This is a genomic window from Dolichospermum sp. LEGE 00240, assembly GCF_015207875.1.
GTDB lineage: Bacteria > Cyanobacteriota > Cyanobacteriia > Cyanobacteriales > Nostocaceae > Dolichospermum > Dolichospermum gracile.
This window is the reverse complement of sequence record NZ_JADEVZ010000021.1, coordinates 1-21,527: the sequence shown is the minus strand read 5'-3', so window position 1 is coordinate 21,527 and position 21,527 is coordinate 1. Positions and strand designations below refer to the sequence as shown.

The window sequence follows — 21,527 nt, the reverse complement described above, 5'->3', positions numbered from 1 at the left end:
AGTATTCCTGTACAAGATGGAGAACCAATATTACGCGGATCTAAAGCCAAAGATTTGCTACAATTTGCTGGAACTTGGCAAGGCGACGACTTTGAGAAATGTCTCCAGCCATTAAGTTCTAAAAAAGTATCGTCAAATTAAACTAGGCAACCTGCAACGGTTGTGTAGGAAGCATTCTAGGTTCTGGTAATGCTTTATTCTCTTCAGTCAGCATCTCAACAAAAGTTTCAATCACTTCCTGACCATTTCTCGCAGCTTCTTCATAAGTTCTACCATGAGTATGAAACTCCTGCCAGGGAAATTCAGGTAAATGAACTAAAAAAAGTTGATCCTCTTGGGACCATTGAATTACCATGCTGTAGTGATAAGTCATTCTTCACCTTCCTTATTTTCTAGTTCTTCCAGCTTTTTCAGCACCCGCTGAATGTTTTTGTCTAAATATAGCGGAGCATCATCTCCATCTTTTCCCGGTATGGTTAATGGTTCTTCCGGTAATAAAGGATGTTTCCAATAAGTATGACTTCCTTTACCTCTACCTGCTTGAAGGAGATACCCAACTTTTGCTACTATTGCCTTCAGTTCTCTTATTTTCTTCGGCATTTCTCATTACCACACTCCCCGTTTATATTTTATGCTATTTCTGTACAACATAATCATTGTCTGAATCAGGATATCCAGGATTTAAGGATTTACAGGATGATGATAAGATTAATATGATAGATTATAATCCAAATCATTTTGTCCGATTATTCAACCAATAAATCCTCAAATTTACCTAGTGTCTATCAGTTCTCACATTCTAGCAAAATTATCAATGACTAAGATAATCAAATCAAAAAATCCTGTACATCCTCAAATCCTGGACATCCTGATTCAAACAAATTAAGAATAATAAATGACCACAATTAAACAACTGCTAATTGCAGCTATTGAAAATACTCCAGAACCTATTCTGGAAAAAACCCTCGACTATCTTGAATATCTCAAAACCAAAATAAATACCCCTGCTATTAAATCAAATAGTATTTCTGTAAAAGATGGAGAACCAATATTACGCGGATCTAAAGCCAAAGATTTGCTACAATTTGGTGGAACTTGGCAAGGTGATGACTTTGAGAAATGTCTCCAGCTTGTTTACAATACCCGCTCCGAAGCTAAATTTTGATCTATCTTATGTTTATTTGACTTATGTTAATTCATTTTTAATTCGATTTATTGCATTTTTCAGATTACCTGAATTACTCCAATTTACAAACCCACCAAAAATTAGATATCCATGATTATCAGCTAGAAAAATATGGTTAAGTCCAATAACGTTTTTGCAAATTTTAACTACAGTACCATCTTTCTGTGCAAATTTTGAAATCGTAACAGCTTTTTCAGCTTCATAAAGTACATCATCAGTAATATAATTAATTACTTTCCCAAATACAGATACTCCAAAAACTTCCCACATGATTTCTTATCCTATTACGCACCTTAGTAACTATTATTGGAATATTTTACAAGTACATCAGACTATAGATAAATAATTTTTATTTACAAAATTTATTTATACAAAACTGTAATCAGACGTTAAGAAAGTTATTTAAAAATTACTTCCTCTCTAATCTCAATATCCAAGGCGCGTTGAACTTTCAAAATTTTAGTGAAACTAGAATTAGCATACATATTAGCTTCATCACGTTGTACCTGCTGTTCCTTCACATTTAAAATTTTTGCTAGTTGTTCCTGAGTTAAACCTCGAAAAATCCGCGCTTTAATTAATGCTTCTGGTAATTCTTCCAAAGATTTACATTCTAACCTATGTATTTTTCTTGCCTTGAGATTTTCATATTCCTCCACTTGGTCTAAAAGTTCTTCTAGTTGACCATTAAGTGACCCTAAATATGATTGATGCCGTAGCTTTTCATTTTCATTATCTTCTGGAGGTACTTTTTTTTTCAAATTTTCTATAGCTGATTGAAATTTTTTAATCTCAGCTTTAGTAATCATATATTGACGTTCATTTAAAATCATGCCTAATCTCCTTGTATAATCATAATCTTGGTTAAGAATATTACCCAAATTTGAGTAATATTCTTTTGTTAATTTTCTACAAATCTATTGCAATAATTCCTCTAATTTTACCATTCTTATCTTTTTGAAAAAAATCTATAAAAGTTTCATAATCATTTGCATAAAGATAAGCTTCAAAAATTTCACCTCCATAAGTCTTTTTTTGCGCTAATCTTTTATTTCTGCCAGCATCAAATAAATTTATATCTAAAGATTGTAAGATTTTAAAATCTACACTCTTATCATCCCATAGAAGATCAAAATCGTTTGGATGTGTTTTTCTACTAACAAAACTACCACCAATATAAATTCGACTACATCCTGCTTGTTTTAATATTTCACTAACTCTTTTCATACCTTCTACAAGTTGTTGACGGTGTTCATTAAAAGCTAGAACATTTTTAATTTCTTCCCAGGTGGAAAGATGAATACCAGCAGGTAAATTTCCATTTTGCTCGAACTTTGGGATCATTGTTATTTATCCTTGTTTTATTAACTACAGTGTACATAGGCATTCCTCGTATTGAAGATGAGATGATAATGATATATTTTGATTGTAACACAACTTTTTTGTTGTATCTACTCTGATGGAAAATTTACCCATAAAAAAAGCGGGCTAACCGCTTATTAGAAGGTTAACCCGTTTCACTTTGGGAACGTGCTACAGAAATTGTTACTGCAATACCAACTTAACATTGGCATTTTGCAGACCGCGCTGTTTTACTTCAGCCAAAGTCTTGTTAACGGCATATTTTTGATTGATAGAGTTGATCAACTCGGTCTGGTTGTGCTTCTTAGCAACACCCCATAAGTCAGCAATCAGGTCAAAAGAACCGTCACTGTTACGAGACCAACCTAGATCGTACTCGCCTTCCAATACAGCAACGATGTCGGAACGGAGACGCTGACCGTTATAACCACGGACATCAGCTTCAGTCTTAACGCTGATACCTAAGTCGCGCAAAGAAGATTTGAGAATTTCGGCATCGGTGATCTTGGTACGCAGAGTGCTAAAGTGAGACATTTGGGTTTCCTCCAATAAGAAGATTGATGAGAAAAACGACAACGGTTCTTTTTCAGCGAAGCCGCATGATTTGGGAACGGCTTTTTTCTATCTGTTAGCCTTGTGACTAACCTTTCCCCCTGACAAACAGCAGAGGAAAGCTTTTAAAACTCCATGCGCTGATATTCAGCGACAGCGGAGGCTGCGGGTCTAGCACGCTGTCTGGCCCAGTCCCTTAAGGCTGTGACCTGTTCTTGCATCGTTCGTGACAGCGGCAAAGTAGACTTTAATGCAGCAATAATATCTAATTGGGTGAACTCCCGATCTTGGGCGAAGGCTTCATACATAGCCGCCACGATCGCTTGTTCAATTTCTGCCCCGGAAAAGCCATCGGACATTTTTGCTAGTTGTTCTAGATCAAATCTAGCAATTTCCTCCCGGCGTTTAGTCAGGTGAATACCAAAGATATCCTGACGTTCTTCCGGTGTGGGCAGATCCACAAAGAAAATTTCATCAAAGCGACCTTTCCTCAAAAACTCTCCAGGTAGGCGTTCTACACGGTTAGCAGTTGCCATAACGAAAACTGGAGATTTCTTTTCTTGCATCCAAGTCAGGAAAGAGCCGAAAATTCTGTTTGATGTCCCCCCATCAGAATCGCCAGAACCACCGCTACCCGCAAAGGATTTATCCAATTCGTCAATAAACAGAATCGTGGGGGAAATTGATTCTGCTGTTTTCAGGGCGTTCCGCAGGTTGGCTTCACTTCGACCCACCATTGAGCCGTCGTAGACCCGCCCCATATCTAATCTCAGAATTGGTAAACCCCATAAACGGGAGGTAGTTTTAGCAATGAGTGACTTACCACAACCAGGAACACCAAGAATTAACATTCCTTTTGGTTGGGGCAACCCATACTCTCTCGCCCTTTCTGTAAAGGCGTTAGAGCGTTGGGTCAGCCAGGTTTTTAATTCTTCTAAGCCACCAACAGCATCAATGGTTTCATCTTCTTCGATGTACTCCAAGATTCCATTACGGCGGATGAGTTGTTTCTTCTCGGATAAGACGATATCAACTTCATCTTCTGTCAATCGCCCAGTTGTTACCTGTGCTTTGCGGTAGACTTTCTCAGCTTCATCTTTAGTTAGACCTAAAGCGGCTCTGAGTAGCTTTTCTCGCGCCTCGGTTGTCAGCCGTTGTCCACGATTTTGCTCTTGATGGGCAGTTAAAACTTTATTTAACTCAGCCATGTCAGGCAATTGAAAATCTAAAACAACAACTTCTTTTTCTAATTCAATCGGAACTTGCTGGACAGGAGACATTAAGATAATGTTCTTTTGCGTTCCTTTAAAACTAGCGATCGCGTCCCGGAGCGATCTGGTTGTTGCCGGCGCATCAATAAAGGGATGTAAATCTTTAAGAATAAATATACTGGGTTCTTTTTGCCGAATAATCCAATCAATCGCTGCTTCGGGAGAAACAGTATTGTGTTGAGTTGTATTCCGGGGCTGACCGTACTCGACGATACCGTGAGTTACTGTCCAAATATATACTCGTCTTTGGGGTTTTAAATCTTGGGAAACTTTAAAAATTGACTGCTCTGCCCGCTCTTCCTCGGAGGTCACAAGGTAGATTAAAGGGTATTGAGCTTGAATTAAAATATTGAGCTCTTCTTTCATACTATCGACCTACTTGAGACCTTATAGAGACAGTACCAACCAGCGATAGCGTGGCGTTAAGCCAGACTATTTAATCATTAATAATTCCTACCTAACAAGGAACTAATTCTTCCTCACCCTTGGGATGGGTTTCCTCTTTTTCTCTGCCATCAATAGATAGATGATCTTGGCCGATGATTCCTGGTTGGTTGCCCAAGTTCACTAGTTCGCCATCACGCAATATAAGTGAAGATTCACAAGTGGGACAGGAATAAACCCGGTGAGTTCGCCCATGGGAAGACGCTTCTATCTCTTCTACTATTTCTGAGTTGGTCAGGTAGAAACTGAGCGCCCGTTCTGCGAGGTCTGACATCGGTTCTGAGTCAACGGCAGAACGAATTTTAAGTTTTCTGTGCAGTTCGGGTGATAAATATAACGTAACCTTTTGCTTAGTTTGCATACAACTTTCTGGTGGTCTTACCCGGGTATGTATACCACCTTATCGCCTCTTTTCTTGGTTGTCAAGATGGTAAAGCGTTTTAATGGCAATTTTGTTACATTTCGCAATATAACTAGGTTAACTACGTGAGATAGTGGTAAAAATAGGTAATTTGTTAAACCTATTTAGAAAGATCATCAGCCAAAACCTTACACTTTTTTATGATCAAAATCCTTATTAATAAATGGTTTCAGCTTTATTCAGCAAGGCATACTTAGACTGTCGTTACCAAGAATTGTAAGTTAATAAATTCACGTTCCTTAGAGCAATACCTTGTCCAAATTGGAAAAAGCATGAAACCCAACAGAAGCGTTGGGTTGCGCGATCGCTTAACCCAACAAAGCAGAAAATGGACAAGCTATTGTTAGAGGGTAATGTCTTCCCCCCGTTCAGTAAAGCGGACATCTTTGATTTTCCACTGAGAATTACTAATTAATGTTTTGCGGACACTGCTAAACAACGCAAACTGTTCACAACTAGACAGAGAAGATACTTGTCTTTTGGAATCTGGTGAGATGCGGAGATCAACAATCGCAACACCGTTTTTCACATTAACACGATAACCAGATACGCTGAAGTCTGCTGTGCTTTGTTCTTTGAATATTTTACCTATGGCTTCATTCATGGGTGCTGCTGCGGAAACGTCAGCTTTTTGAGGAATTAGCTCTTGACATTGAGCATCACTTGTGTATACGGTGACGTTAGTAGTTTTACCAGAAATGGCTTTATTATTAGAATATAGCTCAACTTTGGGAGTGGGAGACTTCTGTGGTTTCTTGGGGGGACTGGGGTTAATTTTGCTATTTGGTATTGTTTCTGGAGTTGGGTTATCAGCAGTATTGCTAGAATCACAACTGCTAATAACAGTGGAGGACACGACTAAAAATAATGATAAAATAGTTTGTTTGTAATTATACATATAGCAATTCCGTTTGATTGTTACAAGACAATTCATCAGGGGAAGGACAGAAAAAACCTGAATATTAATGATAACTACTTTTCCGCCCCTACCATTTTATGTCAATTGAGAATGGTCGGTTGATTTACGCCGTGTTGTCCTAGAAAAAATTATTTATTAGTGTCCTTTGTCAGTGGAAGTACAGTCATGGCTAAACTGCCTCATACCTCTGGAGACTGCTATTGCTCTTACTTTTATAGTTATGAATCTTTCTACCTTACTGTCAAGGGTTTTTTGTGGGTTTTTATGGCAATTTTTGCAAATAACCTCTTTTTTCTCTAATTTGATTAGTAAAAGTAATGTTTTGCCTAATTACCTGGTCAATTTTTTTTGCCTTTTTCCACCTTTTCAGCAAGCCCTATTTATACAAACACTTGCATAAACATTAAACTCTTCACTAATATGACCAATCCCAAAATCCAAAATTTAAAATCTGTCGTTATTCTTGGTGGGGGTGCTTGGGGTAAAGCCCTGGCTAAATTAGCAGCAATTAATGGTAATCAGGTGCATTTATGGTCACGTTCTGACTGCCAACCTCTAGAAAAAGTATTAGAGCATAAAAATGCTCAAGTAATCTTGTCGGCTATTTCCATGAAAGGGGTGAGAGATGTGGCTTCTATGGTGGAGTCTTGTCCCCTATCTCCAGAAACAATCTTTGTCACCGCAACCAAGGGACTAGAACCACACACTACATACACACCTTCGCAAATTTGGCAAGCAGCTTTTCCTGATCATCCAGTGGTGGTTTTATCAGGTCCGAATTTGTCCCAGGAAATTGCCCAGGAATTACCAGCAGCAACGGTAGTAGCAAGTAAAAATACCAATGCTACCCAAACAGTCCAACTAGTATTTTCCTCCAGTCGCTTTCGTGTTTATACTAATCCTGACCCTGTGGGCGTAGAATTAGGGGGAACACTGAAAAATGTGATCGCGATCGCCGCAGGTGTATGTGATGGGTTACACTTGGGCACAAATGCCAAAGCCGCCTTAGTCACTCGTGGCTTAACCGAAATGGTGCGAATAGGTCAGACTTTAGGTGCGAAACCGGAAACATTTTATGGTTTATCTGGTCTAGGGGACTTATTAGCAACCTGCAATAGCCCCTTAAGTCGCAATTATCAAGTTGGTTATCAATTAGCTAATGGAAAGACCCTGGAAGGAATTATGGCAAATCTTCCAGGTACAGCCGAAGGTGTGAATACTTGTCGGGTATTAATGGAAATCGCCCAACAGCAAGGTATTACTATTCCCATTACCGAGCAAGTTTACCAACTGCTGGAAGGAGAAGTTACACCAAGACTTGCATTAGATCAACTGATGTTACGAGATATCAAGCCTGAATTTGATAATTTCCCGACAGAACAAATATGGCAAACAGGGGAGAAATGCTGATAGTGTAAGGTGTTCAATTGAAATTAAACGATTACCGCGAAATCCCTAGAAAAAATTTATCAAATTGTCAGGAAATTACTTTTTGAGTGATGTAAATATAACTATGTAGTTTATAAACATCATGACAACTAAATGTTATCTTGATGAACAGTTAAAAAAATAACCTTCAATATCTCTAAACATGGTAGTGTTGACTAAATAACTCTTAATATAAACTCTGGCTAAAAATTTACAGAGACATTCTTTCAAGCACACAACTACTAGCAACGAACAACTCATTAAAAATGTATTTTTCTGATCTAGTATACCGTGGCGAAAATAACTATCCAGTTAAAACAGTCCAAAAGCTGATAAATTAAGTTTTCTTCTCTTCGATCTGTTTGGACTATTACAAAGTTTTGCAAAGAATTGTACAGTGAAGCCCAAACTATGTTATTTCATGACGAAATTACGGAATAGCAACAGTTAATTAGCTGACCGTAATTTTAGCTGACCGTAATCTATTGTTACCTGGAGCCATTTGAGACATCATGCCAGCAACATCTTTTTATAAAAATGCCGCCCACGAAGGGCAAAATCCTAGTCTACCCTTGGATATTGAAATCAATAATGATGATTTGCCAGATTTAGACATGGCTGCTGTTGAGTCTGATTTATCCTTAGCCGCGCAAACTAGCCGACGTAGCACAGATTTGGTGCGGCTCTATCTGCAAGAAATTGGTCGAGTCCGCTTGTTAGGACGAGATGAAGAAGTCGCTGAAGCCCAAAAAGTACAACGATATTTACGAATGCGGTTATTGCTTAGTGGTGCTGCTGTTGAGGGAGACGCTGTAATTGCTCCTTATTCGCGGTTAATCGAGGTACAGGAGCGGTTGAAATCAGAATTAGGACACCGCCCTTCTTTGGAAAGATGGGCGACTACTGCGGGGATAAATTTACCTGATCTCAAGCCGACTTTAGCCAATGGGAAAAAACGCTGGGCAGAAATTGCTAATTTAACCGTTGAAGAATTAGAGCAAGTGCAAGCTGAAGGACTACAAGCCAAATCGCACATGATTAAGGCGAATTTGCGCTTGGTGGTATCCGTTGCCAAAAAGTACCAAAATCGGGGTTTGGAATTATTGGATTTGGTACAAGAAGGGACTTTAGGTTTAGAACGGGCCGTTGAGAAGTTTGATCCTACAAAGGGTTATCGTTTTAGTACCTATGCTTACTGGTGGATTCGTCAAGGTATTACCAGGGCGATCGCTACTTCTAGCCGCACTATTCGCCTACCTGTCCATATTACCGAAAAACTCAACAAAATTAAAAAGGCGCAACGGAAAATTGCCCAAGAAAAAGGTCGCACTCCGACTTTAGAAGACCTAGCCATTGAGTTGGATATGACAGCTATCCAAGTCCGGGAAGTGCTATTGAGAGTTCCTCGGTCTGTGTCTTTGGAAACGAAGGTAGGGAAGGATAAAGATACTGAATTAGGGGAATTGCTGGAGACTGATACGATTACGCCAGAGGAGATGTTAATGCGAGAATCTTTACATAAGGATTTGCATAATCTTCTGGATGATTTAACCAGTCGAGAACGGGATGTTATTTCGATGCGCTTTGGCTTGTCCGATGGTCATGCTTACTCTTTAGCAGAAATTGGTCGCGCCCTTGATTTATCACGGGAAAGGGTCAGACAAATTGAATCCAAGGCTTTACAAAAACTTCGCCAACCCAAACGTCGTAACCTAGTCCGGGACTATCTAGAGTCGTTAAGTTAGAAGGGAAGAGGGAAGAGGGAAGAGGCAAGAGACAACTAACCACTAACCACTGACCACTGACCACTAGCAAATATTCTCAATAAGCGGTGATTGTTGCAAATCAAGCCAAATATTTGTTATATTCTCAATTAATGAGCTTTGTTGAGAAAATTTACTATGACTGTCTACACAACTGGTTCACTTAAAGCTGAATTAAACGACCGTGGTTGGCGTTTAACTCCACAACGCGAAACAATTTTACATATTTTTCAGGAACTCCCACAAGGTGAACATTTAAGTGCAGAGGACCTATATCATCGTTTAGAAACTGATGGTGAAGGGATTAGTCTATCAACTATTTATCGCACCTTAAAGTTAATGGCGAGAATGGGGATTTTGCGGGAGTTGGAATTAGGTGAAGGGCATAAACATTATGAAATTAATCAACCTTATCCCCATCACCACCATCACCTCATTTGTGTTCGCTGTAATTCGACTATTGAGTTTAAGAATGACTCAGTTTTAAAGATTGGCGGAAAAACAGCACAAAAAGAGGGTTTCCATTTATTAGACTGTCAAATGACAATCCATGCCGTGTGTCCTAAGTGTCAAAGAGCGTTGATGCCACTTTAGGAATTAAGACAAGAGGCAATAGGCAATAGGCATTTAGGCAAGAGTAATTAAAAATTACTAGTACAGCAAGCACGGCGTAAATAAACCGACCATTTCCAAAAGCCAAAAAGCCTATGCAGTCTTAATTTTGACTTTTGACCTTTGACTTCTGCGAAGCGGTACTAGCCCAAAATTTGGAGGATGAATCAAGTTGTGGGGAATCTGATGATATTGAGAAAGCGGGAATTAAAAACTTCCGCTTTTAATATACCGATACGCACTTGCATGAGATACAGAATTTACAGTAAAAGCTATCTGGCAAGAACCTGAGTTCGACATAAGATAATTTTTGGAAAACTGCCCCAAATATGAGTCTCAAACCCTGATGATCTCGTTGAAAAAATCATAACTCTGTTCGCGTAGCGTCTCCGAAGGAGAAACTCCGTTCGCGTAGCGTCTCCGAAGGAGAAACTCCTAACACCGAACTCAGGTGGTAAGAGATTCCTACCTGCTGACTCCTGACTTCTGACTCCTGACTCCTGCGATGTCTTTGAGACTGATACCATAAAATGCTTGAGCGCGACTAATTGCTTTTTGGGTATCAGATGCCATTATGCCATTGATTTGACCTTTATAGAAACCTTTTGCCTGTAGTCGTCTTTGGATTTCTAGGGTGGTGAAATCACTTTTGGCAGAGTTTTTAACTAAACTGTATAGCTTAGAACGGGTGGTTTGTCCAGCTAGGCCATTGACTTCTAGTTTGTGTTGTTTTTGAAAGCGTTTGACGGCATCAACGGTGTTAGAACCATAGTAACCATTGGGCTGATTTTGGAGAAATCCGGCGGTGATGAGATGTTCTTGGAGGATTCTGACGGCTTCACCGCGATCGCCTAAACTAAGTATATCTGGGTGATCTAATTTTTGATAAGTAGTTGTTTGATTTTCATCGGTGACTGCTGGTAATTTGGCTAGTGTGGATTTACCGACAACACCATCAACTGTGAGTTGGTAAGCTTTTTGGAATCGTTTGACTGCTTCTTGAGTAATTGGACCAAAAATGCCTGTGGAATTACCATAATAAAAACCAGCGATTTTCAAGCGTTCTTGTAAAACTTTGACATCTGCACCTTCATCACCTTTGCTGAGGAGATTGGGGTTTTTGCGCTTGTTACTGACGGAAATAATATTATTTGAGATAGTGGGGGTTGTCGGGGCCGTACTGATAAACTGGTCATTGGTGGTTTCAATTTGAGATATTTCCTTTTGTTCGAGATGGTTTACGGTAGCAGCGTTATCATTTTTTTCTAAGGCGAAAACACCACTAACACCATTCAAAATAGATATAGTTAAAGCCAGGGGAATCATGTATTTCCACGCACTACCAGAAAAGAGTTGCCAATTTGGTGCGGCGGCTGTTTTAAATAAAGAACTGAGGGATATTAACTCAGTGGTTTCTTCGTCTTGATTGGCAAAAGCTAAATGTAAATACGCAAGATTTTCCATATCCAATTCCTAAATGAAATTATTTTTCTTCGATAGTTGCTTCCGCTTGATGGACTAAATTGCGGAGGTTTTCGAGGGTTTGTATATTCACATCCTGCCATAAGCCGCGTTGGTTTGCTTCTAGTAATCTTTCCGCAATATCGCGTAGTGCCCAGGGGTTCTTATCGTGGATAAATTCACAAACAGTCGGCTCTTCTAAATATGCTTCGACTATGCCTTGATACATATAATCTTCGACGCATTGGGACGTAGCATCGTAAGCGAAGAGAAAATCTACGGTTGCAGCCATTTCAAATGCACCTTTATATCCATGACGCATGACTCCAGCTATCCATTTAGGATTAACGACGCGAGAACGATAAACCCTGGCAATTTCGGCGCTAAGTTGGCGGATTTTGGGCTGGGATGTGTTGGAATTGTCGCCAAAGTAGGTTTGGGGATTTTTACCTTGAAGAGAACGCACGGCTGCGGTTAAACCACCCTGAAATTGATAATAATCGTCGGAATCGAGTAAATCGTGTTCTCGGTTGTCTTGATTGTGGAGGACGATTTGCATTTGCTTTAAGCGTTGTTCAAAGGCTTCTGCATTTTTGTTCCCTGTTACCTCACTAGAAGAATAGGCGTAAGCACTCCAATTTGTGTAAGCTTGGGCTAAATCCTGATCATTTTCCCAGTTTTGGGAGGCTATTAGTCCCTGGAGTCCTGCACCATAAGCCCCTGGTTGGGAACCAAAAACACGATATTGCGATCGCTCTTGGGCTACTTCTAAAGATAAACCTTCTTGAGTCCATTGTGCTGTTTCTTGACGAACTGTATCGGCGAGGGGATTTTGGTCTGGTGGTTCATCTAATGCGGAAACGGCTTTCACTGCTTGATCAAATAAAGCGATTAAATTGGGGAAAGCATCCCGGAAAAACCCGGAAATTCTTAGGGTGACATCCACACGGGGACGACCGATAATCGCCAAGGGTAAAATTTCAAAATCTACTACTCGTCTTGCTGCACCATCCCACACGGGTTGCACACCAAGTAAAGCTAAGGCTTCGGCTATATCATCACCACCAGTCCGCATGGTGGCTGTTCCCCACACTGATAAACCGAGGGTTTGGGGATATTCTCCATGTGCTTGGGTGTAGGTTTCAATCAGGGTTTCAGCGGCTTTTCTGCCAATGTCCCAGGCGGTTTCTGTGGGTATGGCGCGAATGTCAACGGCGTAAAAGTTTTTACCTGTGGGTAGAACTTCGGGTCGTCCGCGGGTGGGTGCGCCAGAAGCCCCGCTGGGAACATATTTTCCGTCAAGTCCCCGTAGGAGGTTTGTGGTTTCTTGGTTGGTTTTTTGTAGGGCTGGGAGGAGTTTGTCGCTGATCCAATCCGTAGGGGCGCAGGGTCTGCGCCCAGAGATAACTTCTTCTACTAAATGGGCGGCTTCTATTTCTAGGAGTTCGACGACATCGCCGATGATGTGGCAGGATTTAAGTCTGTCGCAGAGGCGCAGAGGCGCAGAGAGGGGGGCTGAGAGGTTGTCTGTGAGGGGGTCTATGTCTATTTGCCATTGTTTGGCTATGGCGCGGGTAATGCCGATGGAATAGCGGTTGGGGATGCGGGCGATCGCTACTATGAGGTCTCGCAGTTGGGTTCCTTGGGGACATTGGCCGAATATGTGTAAGCCGTCGCGGATTTGGGCTTCTTTGAGTTCGCACAAGTAACCGTCTAGGGAGTTTAAAATTAAGGTTTCAAAGTTGGCGATGTCTTGGGGGTTGGTGATTCCTAAGTCTTTGTACAGGTTTTCTTTGATGACGAGTTCTTGAATGCGATCGCGTATTGTTGGTAATCTGGAGGGATCTAAACTTTCGGCTTCATAATATTCATCAATTAGGTTTTCTACTTGTTGCAATGGTCCATATAATTCTGCCCTTGTCATTGGTGGTGTGAGGTGATCAATGATTACGGCTTGGGCGCGTCTTTTTGCCTGTGAACCTTCTCCGGGATCATTAACAATAAATGGATATAAATGGGGCATTGGTCCCAGGGCAATTTCTGGATAACAAGTATTGGATAAGGCGACACTTTTTCCTGGTAGCCATTCTAAGTTGCCATGTTTTCCTACATGAACTATGGCATCTGCTTGAAAAGATTCTCGTACCCAATCATAAAAGGCTAAATAATTATGGGTTGGTTCTAAATCGGGGGCATGATAATTTAAACTAGGGTCGAGATCATATCCTCTTGATGGTTGAATACCGACAAAAACCTTACCAAATTCAATTCCAGAAACCGCCCAATTTTGGATTGGATCTAAAATAGGTTGTCCCCAACGTTCGATAATTTGTTTTTGGATTATTTCTGGTAAGGTGGAAAAATAGTTTTGATATTCTGCTGCTGACAAACTTTGATTTATTGGTTTCCAATCTTTTCCTTCGGGATCATTGGTAACGCTAGATGTGAGAATTTGAATTAATTCGTCTCCAGTTTCGGGAATAGTTCCCAGTTCATAACCGGCTAATTTTAAGGCTTTGAGAATTTCTACACAACTGGCAGGAGTGTCCAGTCCTACGCCGTTGGCGAGCCGTCCGTTGGTGTTGGGGTAGTTTGCTAAAATTAGGGCTATGCGGCGTTCTTGGGGTGGTTTTACCCGCAATCGTACCCAGTTTGCAGCCAGTTGGGTAACGAATTGAATGCGATCGCTCACGGGTTCATAAACTACGACATCAGTTTCTAGTTTATGATTCCGAGTTTGTAAGGTTTTGAAAGACACAGCCCGACTAATAATTCGCCCGTCTACTTCTGGTAATGCCACATTTATGGCAATATCACGAGGTGTTAAACCTTGTGATTGTGATTCCCATTGTTCAACGGAACTAGCACAAAGAATTACTTGCAAAACCGGAACATTTAATTTTTTCCAAAGTTCAGTTTGCGGTGTTTCTGTTTCTAAACTTGCTAGGGAAAAACTGGTGGTATTCATCAATAAACTAACATGATGATTATCATCTTTTGCTGCAAACAATTCATATAAATTATCACTAACACCAGGTTCACGTAATGAAGAAACAAAAACTGGGACAGGTTGTAAATTTTTCTCTATCAAAGCATTACATAAAGCATCAATAACTTTAGTATTTCCTGCTAAATAATGGGCGCGATAAAACAAAATCCCTACTTTAGGCTGATTCCTAAGAGGGCGGGGAAACCCCGCCCCTACCGACTGATTCCTTTCATACAATCCCACGCGGGGAATAGTTTGTGGTGGTGGGGGATTAAAAGATGTTGATAGAGATATATCAGCGATGAATTGCAAAGCGTTGAGGAAATTTTCCGTACCACCTTCTTGAAAATATTGCCAAATTTTCTGGACAATTTCCGGAGAAACCGTAGATTTGGAAATTAAATCAAAATCAAGTCCGTCATCTCCTGGCATGACAATGAGATTTGTACCATTACGGTGGACAATTTCCTGTACCACTTCTAAACCATAAGCCCAGTATGAACTTCCTCCTATGAGACGAAGGACAATGACTTGGGCAGATTCTAAAACCTGTTCACCATAATCATCTATACTTACTTGTTGCTGTAGTTGTAACAAGTTGGCTACCCTAATTTCGGGGAATTGACTAGGTAATTTAGGAACTACAGCCGCTAGAGTTTGAATATCAGTATCGGCTGCTGTAATCAACACGAAAGGGGCGGGAGTTTGTGCGAGGAAAAATAAACCTTCAGACTGATTTAATCCTCCTGGTGTAGCACTGATTCTGTGCATAATTGGTAATTAGTGATGGAAATTAGACTTTAGTTTATTTTTTTAACCGTGTTTCTGATTTGCCAAAGTTGAGAAAAATCCCATCTTTAGTCAATAGCTAAAGTGACAAAACAATCTCAACAAATTCCCTACTTAATGATTAATTCAATAAAACAACCTTACCCAGTACAGAACCAGCTTCCACTAAAGCGTGTGCTTTTGCTGCTGACGCTAAAGGGAAGGTCTGACTAACTTCAATTTTTAACTTCCCTTCATCTATCCAATTAGCACATTGTTGTAAAATATCCCCATGATGTATTAACGATTCCACATTTCCTAACAACAACGGTGTTAGCATTAATTCTAAACCAATGCGGAGATTTCTGTTTCTAGCAACTTTCCAAACAGTGTTAGCTTTTGGTTCTAGAATAGTCACAATATCGCCATAAAGTCGCACCGCAGGAAAGGATTTTTCCAAAGTATCACCACCCACAGTATCAAAAACTAAATCTGCACCTTCACCATTAGTCCAATCTAATACAGATGCGACAAAATCAGTTTCTTTGTAAAAAATTACCCTATCAGCACCAAGTTGAGTGACAAAATTAGCCTTTTCTTGTGAACTAACCGTAGTCGCTACTTCAGCGCCTTTGAGTTTAGCCAATTGAATAGCCACATGACCAACACCACCTGCACCAGCATGAACTAATACCTTTTCTCCTGGTTCGAGTCTTCCCCGTTCATATAAAGCTTCCCAAGCAGTAATTAAAACCAGAGGTGCTGCTGCTGCTTCTGTAAAAGAAATAGATTTGGGTTTCAATGCTACACATCTTTCATCAACAATGATATATTCAGCATAATTTCCTGGACTTGCACCCAAACCACCATAGCAAAAATATACTTCATCACCAACGCCAAATTTTTGGACATCATTACCCACAGATTCCACTATACCTGCACCATCACATCCTAAAATAGCTGGCATTTGTTCTGGGAAAAATGTCCCCCTTTGACGTATTTTAGTATCAATGGGATTCACACCAGCGGCAAAAATTTTTACTAAAATTTCTTTGTTTGTTGGTATGGGTTGGGGAACTTCTTGTAGTTTTAAAACTTCTGGTTTACCTACTGCGGTCATTAATATTGCCTTCATGATTTTTCTCCTAGATGCACTTGTTTAAGTTTACCTAAAAATATCCCCATAACTTCCTAAGTTTTAAGGAAAATATGGGGAGAAAGTATCCAAAATTTCTCACGAAATGGTTTTAATTTTGAGGAGAAGAATTATTTGTTCCTGGTGTTACAGGTGCTTGAGGTAAAGTATCGGGATTAATTCTGTTTCCAGGTGTGGGAAAAGAATTTGGGTTAATCGGTGGTAAAGACCTCAAACTTTCCGGTGAGTTAATTTCTGGGGTAGTGGGATTATTAGATATGGGGGGAGTAGGGAAATTTGGTGAATTTGTCAATGGTTGAGATGAACCGGGGATAATTCCCAAAGATACACGATTTCCTCCCACTTTTCTCAGCAAGTCTAGGGTTTGAATTACGTCGTTATAAGTAGCTGTCCGCGACGCATTCAATACTAAAATCCCGTCTGGATTGGTTTGAATGTATTGTTTTAAACGTGCTTCTAATTCCTCCCGGTTCACAGGTTCTTTTTCGATGTAAGTTAATCCAATAGCATCAATTGTTACAGGCAATATTTTGCTTTTAATTTGGGAATTAGCGGCAGAATTTTCGCCTGTACCAGCTTTGGGTAAGTCAACATTAATTGCTTGCTGACGGGTAAATTGTAAAGCTGCTAAGAGAAAGAATGTCAGAATACAAAAAACAACGTCAATTAGGGAGATAATTTGAATTTGAAGGTCTTCACCGGAGGTATCTAGCTTAACTTTCATCTTCTTGTTTTTCTCCAGAGTTCAAATTGGTGTTATCCATCTTGTTATCGGGTGAATTTGCCGAATTTACAAGGTTTAAACCGTAATTATCAATTGGATCATTTGGCTCAATTGACGAATTTACAGAGTGTAAGCTGAAATTGTCAGTTGTGTAATCTGGCTCATTTTCCGGTTCTTGAATAAATGTTTTTGATTCTAGCTGAGAAGATGAATCAAAATTTGTAGAGGTGCGTTTTGAGAATCTGTCGGTGTTAATTGTTTTAGGTTCGGGAGGATATTGACGGTAAAGCAGTTCCAATTCATTGCCGGCTTTGTTGAAAATTTTAACTTGGTTAACAACAAAACTTTGAAATAGGCGGTAAAATACTAGACTGGCGATCGCTACTATTAACCCCGCTGCTGTACTAATTAACGATTCCCCAATCCCTGTGGTGACACCGGCTGTAGATTCAGTTCCCAAATCACCAATCCGAATTGCACCCAAGGAACGAATCAAACCTAAAACCGTCCCCAACAATCCTAACAGTGGTGAAAGGGCAATCACGGCTTCTAAAAGTTTTTCACCCCGACGCATTCCCGCTATCTCGTCGGCTGCGGTTGATTCTAGGGCTAATCTAAAGGTTTCTGGATCACTTTTTTGTAAGCTTAAAGGTGCGTATAAAAACCTGCCAACGGGCTGTTTTATAGATTGTTCAGCTATTGCTTCAGCGATTCCCCACTCCTCACCAGCAGCATCCAGAACCCGATTGACTATTTCCTTTTCCTGGGACAGAATCCGTAACCAGAACCATAGACGTTCAAAAATCACACTTAGTGATAGGACTGATAAAACTAGCAAAGGCCACATAGCAGGCCCGCCCTTCTTAAACAAATCTAAAATATCCACTGTGTAGGTTTCCTCTCTCCATTCCGAGTAGTCAAGGCATTTTCATTTTAGAGAGTTTTGTATGACTCACAAACTTTTCTGATTAATTACTCAGGAGTAACATCTTCTATACACAATATGGCGGTTATTCCCACCGGGAGTTTAGATGATTATTTGCCAAAATAAAAAGATCACTGGAGGTTAAGAATATGAACTTCTCAATTCAATCCCTGTATACATGGTATCGAAACACACTACGCAATCCCAGATACCGTTGGTGGATAATTATCGGCACTGTAGCCTATTTAATTAGCCCTTTAGATATTTCTCCAGATTTTATTCCTATTATTGGTCAAATTGACGATGTTTTACTGTTGAGTTTATTCGTTTCCGAAGTTTCTTCCTTAGTTCTTGATGGTTGGAAGGCAAAAAAAGGGACTGTAGAAAATAGTACCACCAATCCGGCTCATCATGCCCCTGGCGAAACTGTGGATGTTGATTCTATCCCTGTTAAGTAGTATTTGTCAGTTGGGTTGACGCGGGGAGACCCGGCATGATCAATGATTGTGTTAGATTTGGCGATTATAGGACTTACGCACTGTACAAATTCACCATCATGTGTATGAAGGATATTTGGTCGTTTCAGGCTTTTGGCGATTAACTTCCGATCAATAGCGCTTCACTATCGCTCAAAAATCATCAAACAATCAGGTTAAAATGCCGGAAACCCATACTTCATATTTGGTTTATCCTGTCAATGCGTAAGTCCCATGATTTGGAATTCACTGCTATACAAACAAAGTCCGCCTGCGCGGACTAACGAAAAAATCAAGGATTTGAAACCCATGTAGGCGGGTTTTGCTTGTGTAGACGCGGTTTCTAACCGCCCGTTTAACTTACCCCTGATGGCAATAATTACAAGATTTGCCAAGCACTACCTTGATAACCATAGTCAAAAATATCTGGGTGCAATATTTCTGCTAAAATTTCCACAGAATCTACTAATCGCGGACCAGGACGGTTAAAGTAAGCGTTACCATCGGTAATAAATACTCTTCCTGTTTGCACAGCGTGGAGTTTTTTCCATTCTGGACGTTGAGTTAATAATTCTGCTTCTTGGTGAGTTCGTTGCAAATCAAAGCCACAGGGCATGAAAATAATCACATCTGGATTACTATCTACTAATGTTTCCCATTTGACATGAGTAGCAGGTTTGCCAGTGATGCTAAATAATGGTCTTCCTCCTGCTAGGTTAATTAATTCAGGAACCCAATTTGCAGCAGTCATTAAAGGATCAGTCCATTCAATGCACACGACTTTAGGCAATTCAGCGGTAGAAAGTCCTTGTAGTCTACGCTTGCAAATTCTGACACGGGCCTCTAGATTCTCCAGTATTTCTACTGAATCTACGCCAAATGTGTGGCTAACCCGTTCAATATCACCCCACATATCCTGTAATGTATTGGGTTGTAGAGAAATAATTTGCGGTGAACTGTGGGTAAGTTGGGCAACTGCTTTTTCTACCTCTGGTAAACTGACAGCGCAGACATCACATTGATCTTGAGTGATAATATGGGTAGGGTGCAATTTCTCTAAAACATCCACTTTGATTTTGTAGATACCCAAAGCAGATTGTAATAGATTGTCGGCTTCTTTGTGAATAGAATGGCTGTTAGTATCACCATTCAAACGGGCTTGGGTACAAACTGGAAGATTGACGATTTCGGGAGGATAGTCACATTCATGCGATCGCCCTACCATAGCATCAAACAAGCCCAGTTTGGCCACAATTTCCGTAGCACTAGGAACTAAAGAAATAATTCTTATATCGTTACTTGTATCAATCATAGTCTCACCCCCCTGGGAATAGGAGTCAGGAGTCAAAAATAGAGAATGGTGTTACAGCAGGAGTCAGGAGTCAGGAGTAAAATTGGTTTGCTATCTCGCTTTGAATTTAGATCCTGTACCTCATTAATCTGTAATCTGCTGTAAGTTGTTTTTAACAGATATTTCTACCTTCATTTTTGCATATTTTTAGAGAGACGGTATCTATCTTGAGGATTGTTAGTATTTGGATTTCGCGCTAAGACCCAGAAAATAAGGAAGTTGCTAGTCAGCAAGCACGAGATAAACACCCTCATGCTGTACATTGTATGTTGCGGTTGCATGAAATTGGAGCAGTTAGTAGAATATGATACAGGGTTCTTTTTAATTAATTGGTAAGTCGCGCAAGTAGTAAAATTTATCTGTTTTCCCATCGTTTCCTTTTTCTCTTCCTAAATAACCTGTTAAGGGTGATGATAGTTCTATTAAAATTTCGTGCATTTCTTGAATGTTCAATATAGTTTGTGGTGGATTAGAAACATCATAAACACCCTCAATATACTCAATTCCCACTTTTTTGTCAGCCTTTTTAATTAACTGCACTAAATGCGATCGCAACTTAATCTCTTTTTCTACTTTATCTATATATTCATTAATTTTATCATTAGATGCTTCCCCAAATGGTTCTTTTTCTAAATATGGCTTTAAATTCAATAAATCTATTGAACCTGGATGTTTTGCTTTTAATTCAACTAATCTTTGTAAAGTTTCTGGACGAATAACATTCATTTGATTTCCTTTTGCTGTTTCTTCAGCATCTTTTGTTAATTTACCAGCAGCCATAATAATTTTAATACAATTATTATATTCTTGCTGTAAGTGCTTGTATCCCAGTTTTGAAAGTTGTGATGCTGTACCATCACTAACTTTTTCTGTTGCAGTAGCTTTACATTCTCCTACGACTCGATAAGGATACTCACAATAAAAATCCAAACCTCCAGCACCACCTAATTTATCAGGATCTAAGTTAGCTTTAGAATTTGTATTAGAAGAAGAAAAGCCTACTTCTACAAAGCTTTTACGAACTAATCTTTCAAATTCGTTACCATCACTAGAATTACCCACATTAGCAATGTTTTTTATCCAATCTAAACTTTTATCTAATTTTGGAATAGGTGGAACACTATACCAGCCTAAAAATTGCTTAATGTCATGATTTAGCTTTTCAATATCTCGATTAGTTTCTGAAATATTTTCACATTGAAACTGTAAAGCTTCTATATTTTGGTATGGAGAAATATTTCCAGATAAAATTAGGTTTTTTCGTTGGCTAAAACTAGAATCAGAAACCACAGGAATATCATTTTCACTTGCATGATGTACTATATCTTCAGATTTAGTCCAGTAAAATAAACCTGTATCTGTTGGTATATTAACTATACAAGGTTTAGAAAGATAATAAACTCGCAACATCAAAAATTTGAGAACTTTCTGCTGTTCAAATATATTTTCTAAAGCACTCAAATTCCAAATTGTTGATTGTGTAATTTTCGGTAAAAGATCCTTTTGATCAGGATTAATACGCCATTGATATTCACAACGCGCCCAAAATTTAAGATGAATAGGGTATGTTGAATATTTAGCCAAGGAATTTCGGCTCTTTCGTCTCTTTTATGGTCACAACTAAAATTACCAAAATTTAATGCCGATAAATCTAAACCATAAAAGCCGAAAACTCTATCTCTGTAAAGGTTTGCAAACTTTTAAATACAAGAGAATCAG

General features: G+C 39.6%; 21 protein-coding genes and 1 pseudogene. 6 read left to right on the top strand and 16 right to left on the bottom strand.

The window, feature by feature from the left end:
* Positions 1 to 142: 142 nt before the first annotated feature.
* Together IQ226_RS09265 and IQ226_RS09260 are read right to left on the bottom strand one after the other, a co-directional pair.
* The gene (locus IQ226_RS09265; RefSeq protein WP_190385962.1) at positions 143 to 373 is read right to left on the bottom strand and encodes a type II toxin-antitoxin system HicB family antitoxin; all 231 of its coding nucleotides are present in this window, start codon (positions 371 to 373) and stop codon (positions 143 to 145) included.
* Positions 370 to 600, bottom strand: coding sequence for a type II toxin-antitoxin system HicA family toxin (locus IQ226_RS09260; protein WP_193894759.1), 231 nt, complete (start codon positions 598 to 600; stop codon positions 370 to 372). The genes IQ226_RS09265 and IQ226_RS09260 overlap by 4 nt, the downstream gene beginning before the upstream one ends.
* A gap of 295 nt (positions 601 to 895) precedes the next feature.
* Here IQ226_RS09260 and IQ226_RS09255 point away from each other — a divergent pair, with 295 nt between their 5' ends.
* Positions 896 to 1,165 carry a hypothetical protein gene (locus IQ226_RS09255; protein WP_193894757.1) on the top strand — a complete coding sequence of 90 codons (270 nt, stop codon included), beginning with the start codon at positions 896 to 898 and terminating at the stop codon, positions 1,163 to 1,165.
* Between the two features lie 21 nt (positions 1,166 to 1,186).
* Here IQ226_RS09255 and IQ226_RS09250 read toward each other — a convergent pair whose 3' ends face one another.
* From IQ226_RS09250 to IQ226_RS09220, 7 genes are all read right to left on the bottom strand, one after another.
* Entirely contained in the window at positions 1,187 to 1,456 is a 270-nt protein-coding gene (locus IQ226_RS09250; protein ID WP_193894755.1) for a hypothetical protein, read from the bottom strand.
* A 128-nt stretch (positions 1,457 to 1,584) separates the two neighbouring features.
* On the bottom strand, positions 1,585 to 2,019 hold the full coding sequence (locus IQ226_RS09245) for a helix-turn-helix transcriptional regulator (protein ID WP_193894752.1): 435 nt from the start codon (positions 2,017 to 2,019) through the stop codon (positions 1,585 to 1,587).
* A 76-nt stretch (positions 2,020 to 2,095) separates the two neighbouring features.
* On the bottom strand, positions 2,096 to 2,530 hold the full coding sequence (locus IQ226_RS09240) for a hypothetical protein (protein WP_193894750.1): 435 nt from the start codon (positions 2,528 to 2,530) through the stop codon (positions 2,096 to 2,098).
* A gap of 201 nt (positions 2,531 to 2,731) precedes the next feature.
* Entirely contained in the window at positions 2,732 to 3,082 is a 351-nt protein-coding gene (locus tag IQ226_RS09235) for a DUF1257 domain-containing protein (protein WP_015081375.1), read from the bottom strand.
* A gap of 143 nt (positions 3,083 to 3,225) precedes the next feature.
* On the bottom strand, positions 3,226 to 4,737 hold the full coding sequence (locus tag IQ226_RS09230; RefSeq protein ID WP_193894748.1) for an AAA family ATPase: 1,512 nt from the start codon (positions 4,735 to 4,737) through the stop codon (positions 3,226 to 3,228).
* A gap of 91 nt (positions 4,738 to 4,828) precedes the next feature.
* Complete coding sequence (locus IQ226_RS09225) at positions 4,829 to 5,176, bottom strand: hypothetical protein (protein WP_193894746.1); 348 nt, start codon at positions 5,174 to 5,176, stop codon at positions 4,829 to 4,831.
* 403 nt (positions 5,177 to 5,579) lie between these two features.
* A complete protein-coding gene (locus IQ226_RS09220) occupies positions 5,580 to 6,134 on the bottom strand; it encodes a sporulation/spore germination protein (RefSeq protein ID WP_193894744.1) in 555 nt (184 codons plus the stop codon).
* Positions 6,135 to 6,311: 177 nt separating this feature from the next.
* On the opposite strand from IQ226_RS09220, the pseudogene IQ226_RS25040 reads away from it, so the two are divergent.
* From IQ226_RS25040 to IQ226_RS09205, 4 genes and pseudogenes are all read left to right on the top strand, one after another.
* Positions 6,312 to 6,459, top strand: a pseudogene (locus IQ226_RS25040) (IS5/IS1182 family transposase); the annotation flags it as partial.
* Positions 6,460 to 6,575: 116 nt separating this feature from the next.
* Positions 6,576 to 7,565 (top strand): NAD(P)H-dependent glycerol-3-phosphate dehydrogenase, encoded by a 990-nt coding sequence (locus tag IQ226_RS09215; protein WP_193894742.1) that lies wholly within the window; start codon positions 6,576 to 6,578, stop codon positions 7,563 to 7,565.
* A gap of 530 nt (positions 7,566 to 8,095) precedes the next feature.
* Positions 8,096 to 9,328, top strand: coding sequence for an RNA polymerase sigma factor SigC (sigC, locus tag IQ226_RS09210; protein ID WP_193894740.1), 1,233 nt, complete (start codon positions 8,096 to 8,098; stop codon positions 9,326 to 9,328).
* A 156-nt stretch (positions 9,329 to 9,484) separates the two neighbouring features.
* On the top strand, positions 9,485 to 9,940 hold the full coding sequence (locus IQ226_RS09205; protein ID WP_096663223.1) for a Fur family transcriptional regulator: 456 nt from the start codon (positions 9,485 to 9,487) through the stop codon (positions 9,938 to 9,940).
* A gap of 483 nt (positions 9,941 to 10,423) precedes the next feature.
* Here the strand turns inward: IQ226_RS09205 and IQ226_RS09200 are convergent, their stop codons facing one another.
* From IQ226_RS09200 to IQ226_RS09180, 5 genes are all read right to left on the bottom strand, one after another.
* On the bottom strand, positions 10,424 to 11,422 hold the full coding sequence (locus IQ226_RS09200; protein WP_193894737.1) for a peptidoglycan-binding protein: 999 nt from the start codon (positions 11,420 to 11,422) through the stop codon (positions 10,424 to 10,426).
* Between the two features lie 19 nt (positions 11,423 to 11,441).
* Positions 11,442 to 15,179 (bottom strand): cobaltochelatase subunit CobN, encoded by a 3,738-nt coding sequence (cobN, locus tag IQ226_RS09195; protein WP_193894735.1) that lies wholly within the window; start codon positions 15,177 to 15,179, stop codon positions 11,442 to 11,444.
* Positions 15,180 to 15,318: 139 nt separating this feature from the next.
* Positions 15,319 to 16,311 carry a zinc-dependent alcohol dehydrogenase family protein gene (locus tag IQ226_RS09190; RefSeq protein ID WP_193894733.1) on the bottom strand — a complete coding sequence of 331 codons (993 nt, stop codon included), beginning with the start codon at positions 16,309 to 16,311 and terminating at the stop codon, positions 15,319 to 15,321.
* Between the two features lie 112 nt (positions 16,312 to 16,423).
* Complete coding sequence (locus IQ226_RS09185; RefSeq protein WP_193894731.1) at positions 16,424 to 17,056, bottom strand: biopolymer transporter ExbD; 633 nt, start codon at positions 17,054 to 17,056, stop codon at positions 16,424 to 16,426.
* The gene (locus IQ226_RS09180) at positions 17,046 to 17,942 is read right to left on the bottom strand and encodes a MotA/TolQ/ExbB proton channel family protein (RefSeq protein ID WP_193894729.1); all 897 of its coding nucleotides are present in this window, start codon (positions 17,940 to 17,942) and stop codon (positions 17,046 to 17,048) included. Before IQ226_RS09180 ends, IQ226_RS09185 begins: the two co-directional genes overlap by 11 nt.
* A gap of 188 nt (positions 17,943 to 18,130) precedes the next feature.
* Between IQ226_RS09180 and IQ226_RS09175 the strand changes: the two genes are divergently transcribed.
* Entirely contained in the window at positions 18,131 to 18,439 is a 309-nt protein-coding gene (locus tag IQ226_RS09175) for a YkvA family protein (RefSeq protein WP_193894727.1), read from the top strand.
* Between the two features lie 397 nt (positions 18,440 to 18,836).
* Here the strand turns inward: IQ226_RS09175 and IQ226_RS09170 are convergent, their stop codons facing one another.
* On the bottom strand, positions 18,837 to 19,769 hold the full coding sequence (locus IQ226_RS09170) for a cobalamin-binding protein (RefSeq protein WP_193894725.1): 933 nt from the start codon (positions 19,767 to 19,769) through the stop codon (positions 18,837 to 18,839).
* A gap of 360 nt (positions 19,770 to 20,129) precedes the next feature.
* A complete protein-coding gene (locus tag IQ226_RS09165) occupies positions 20,130 to 21,392 on the bottom strand; it encodes a DUF1802 family protein (RefSeq protein ID WP_193894723.1) in 1,263 nt (420 codons plus the stop codon).
* Positions 21,393 to 21,527: the final 135 nt, after the last annotated feature.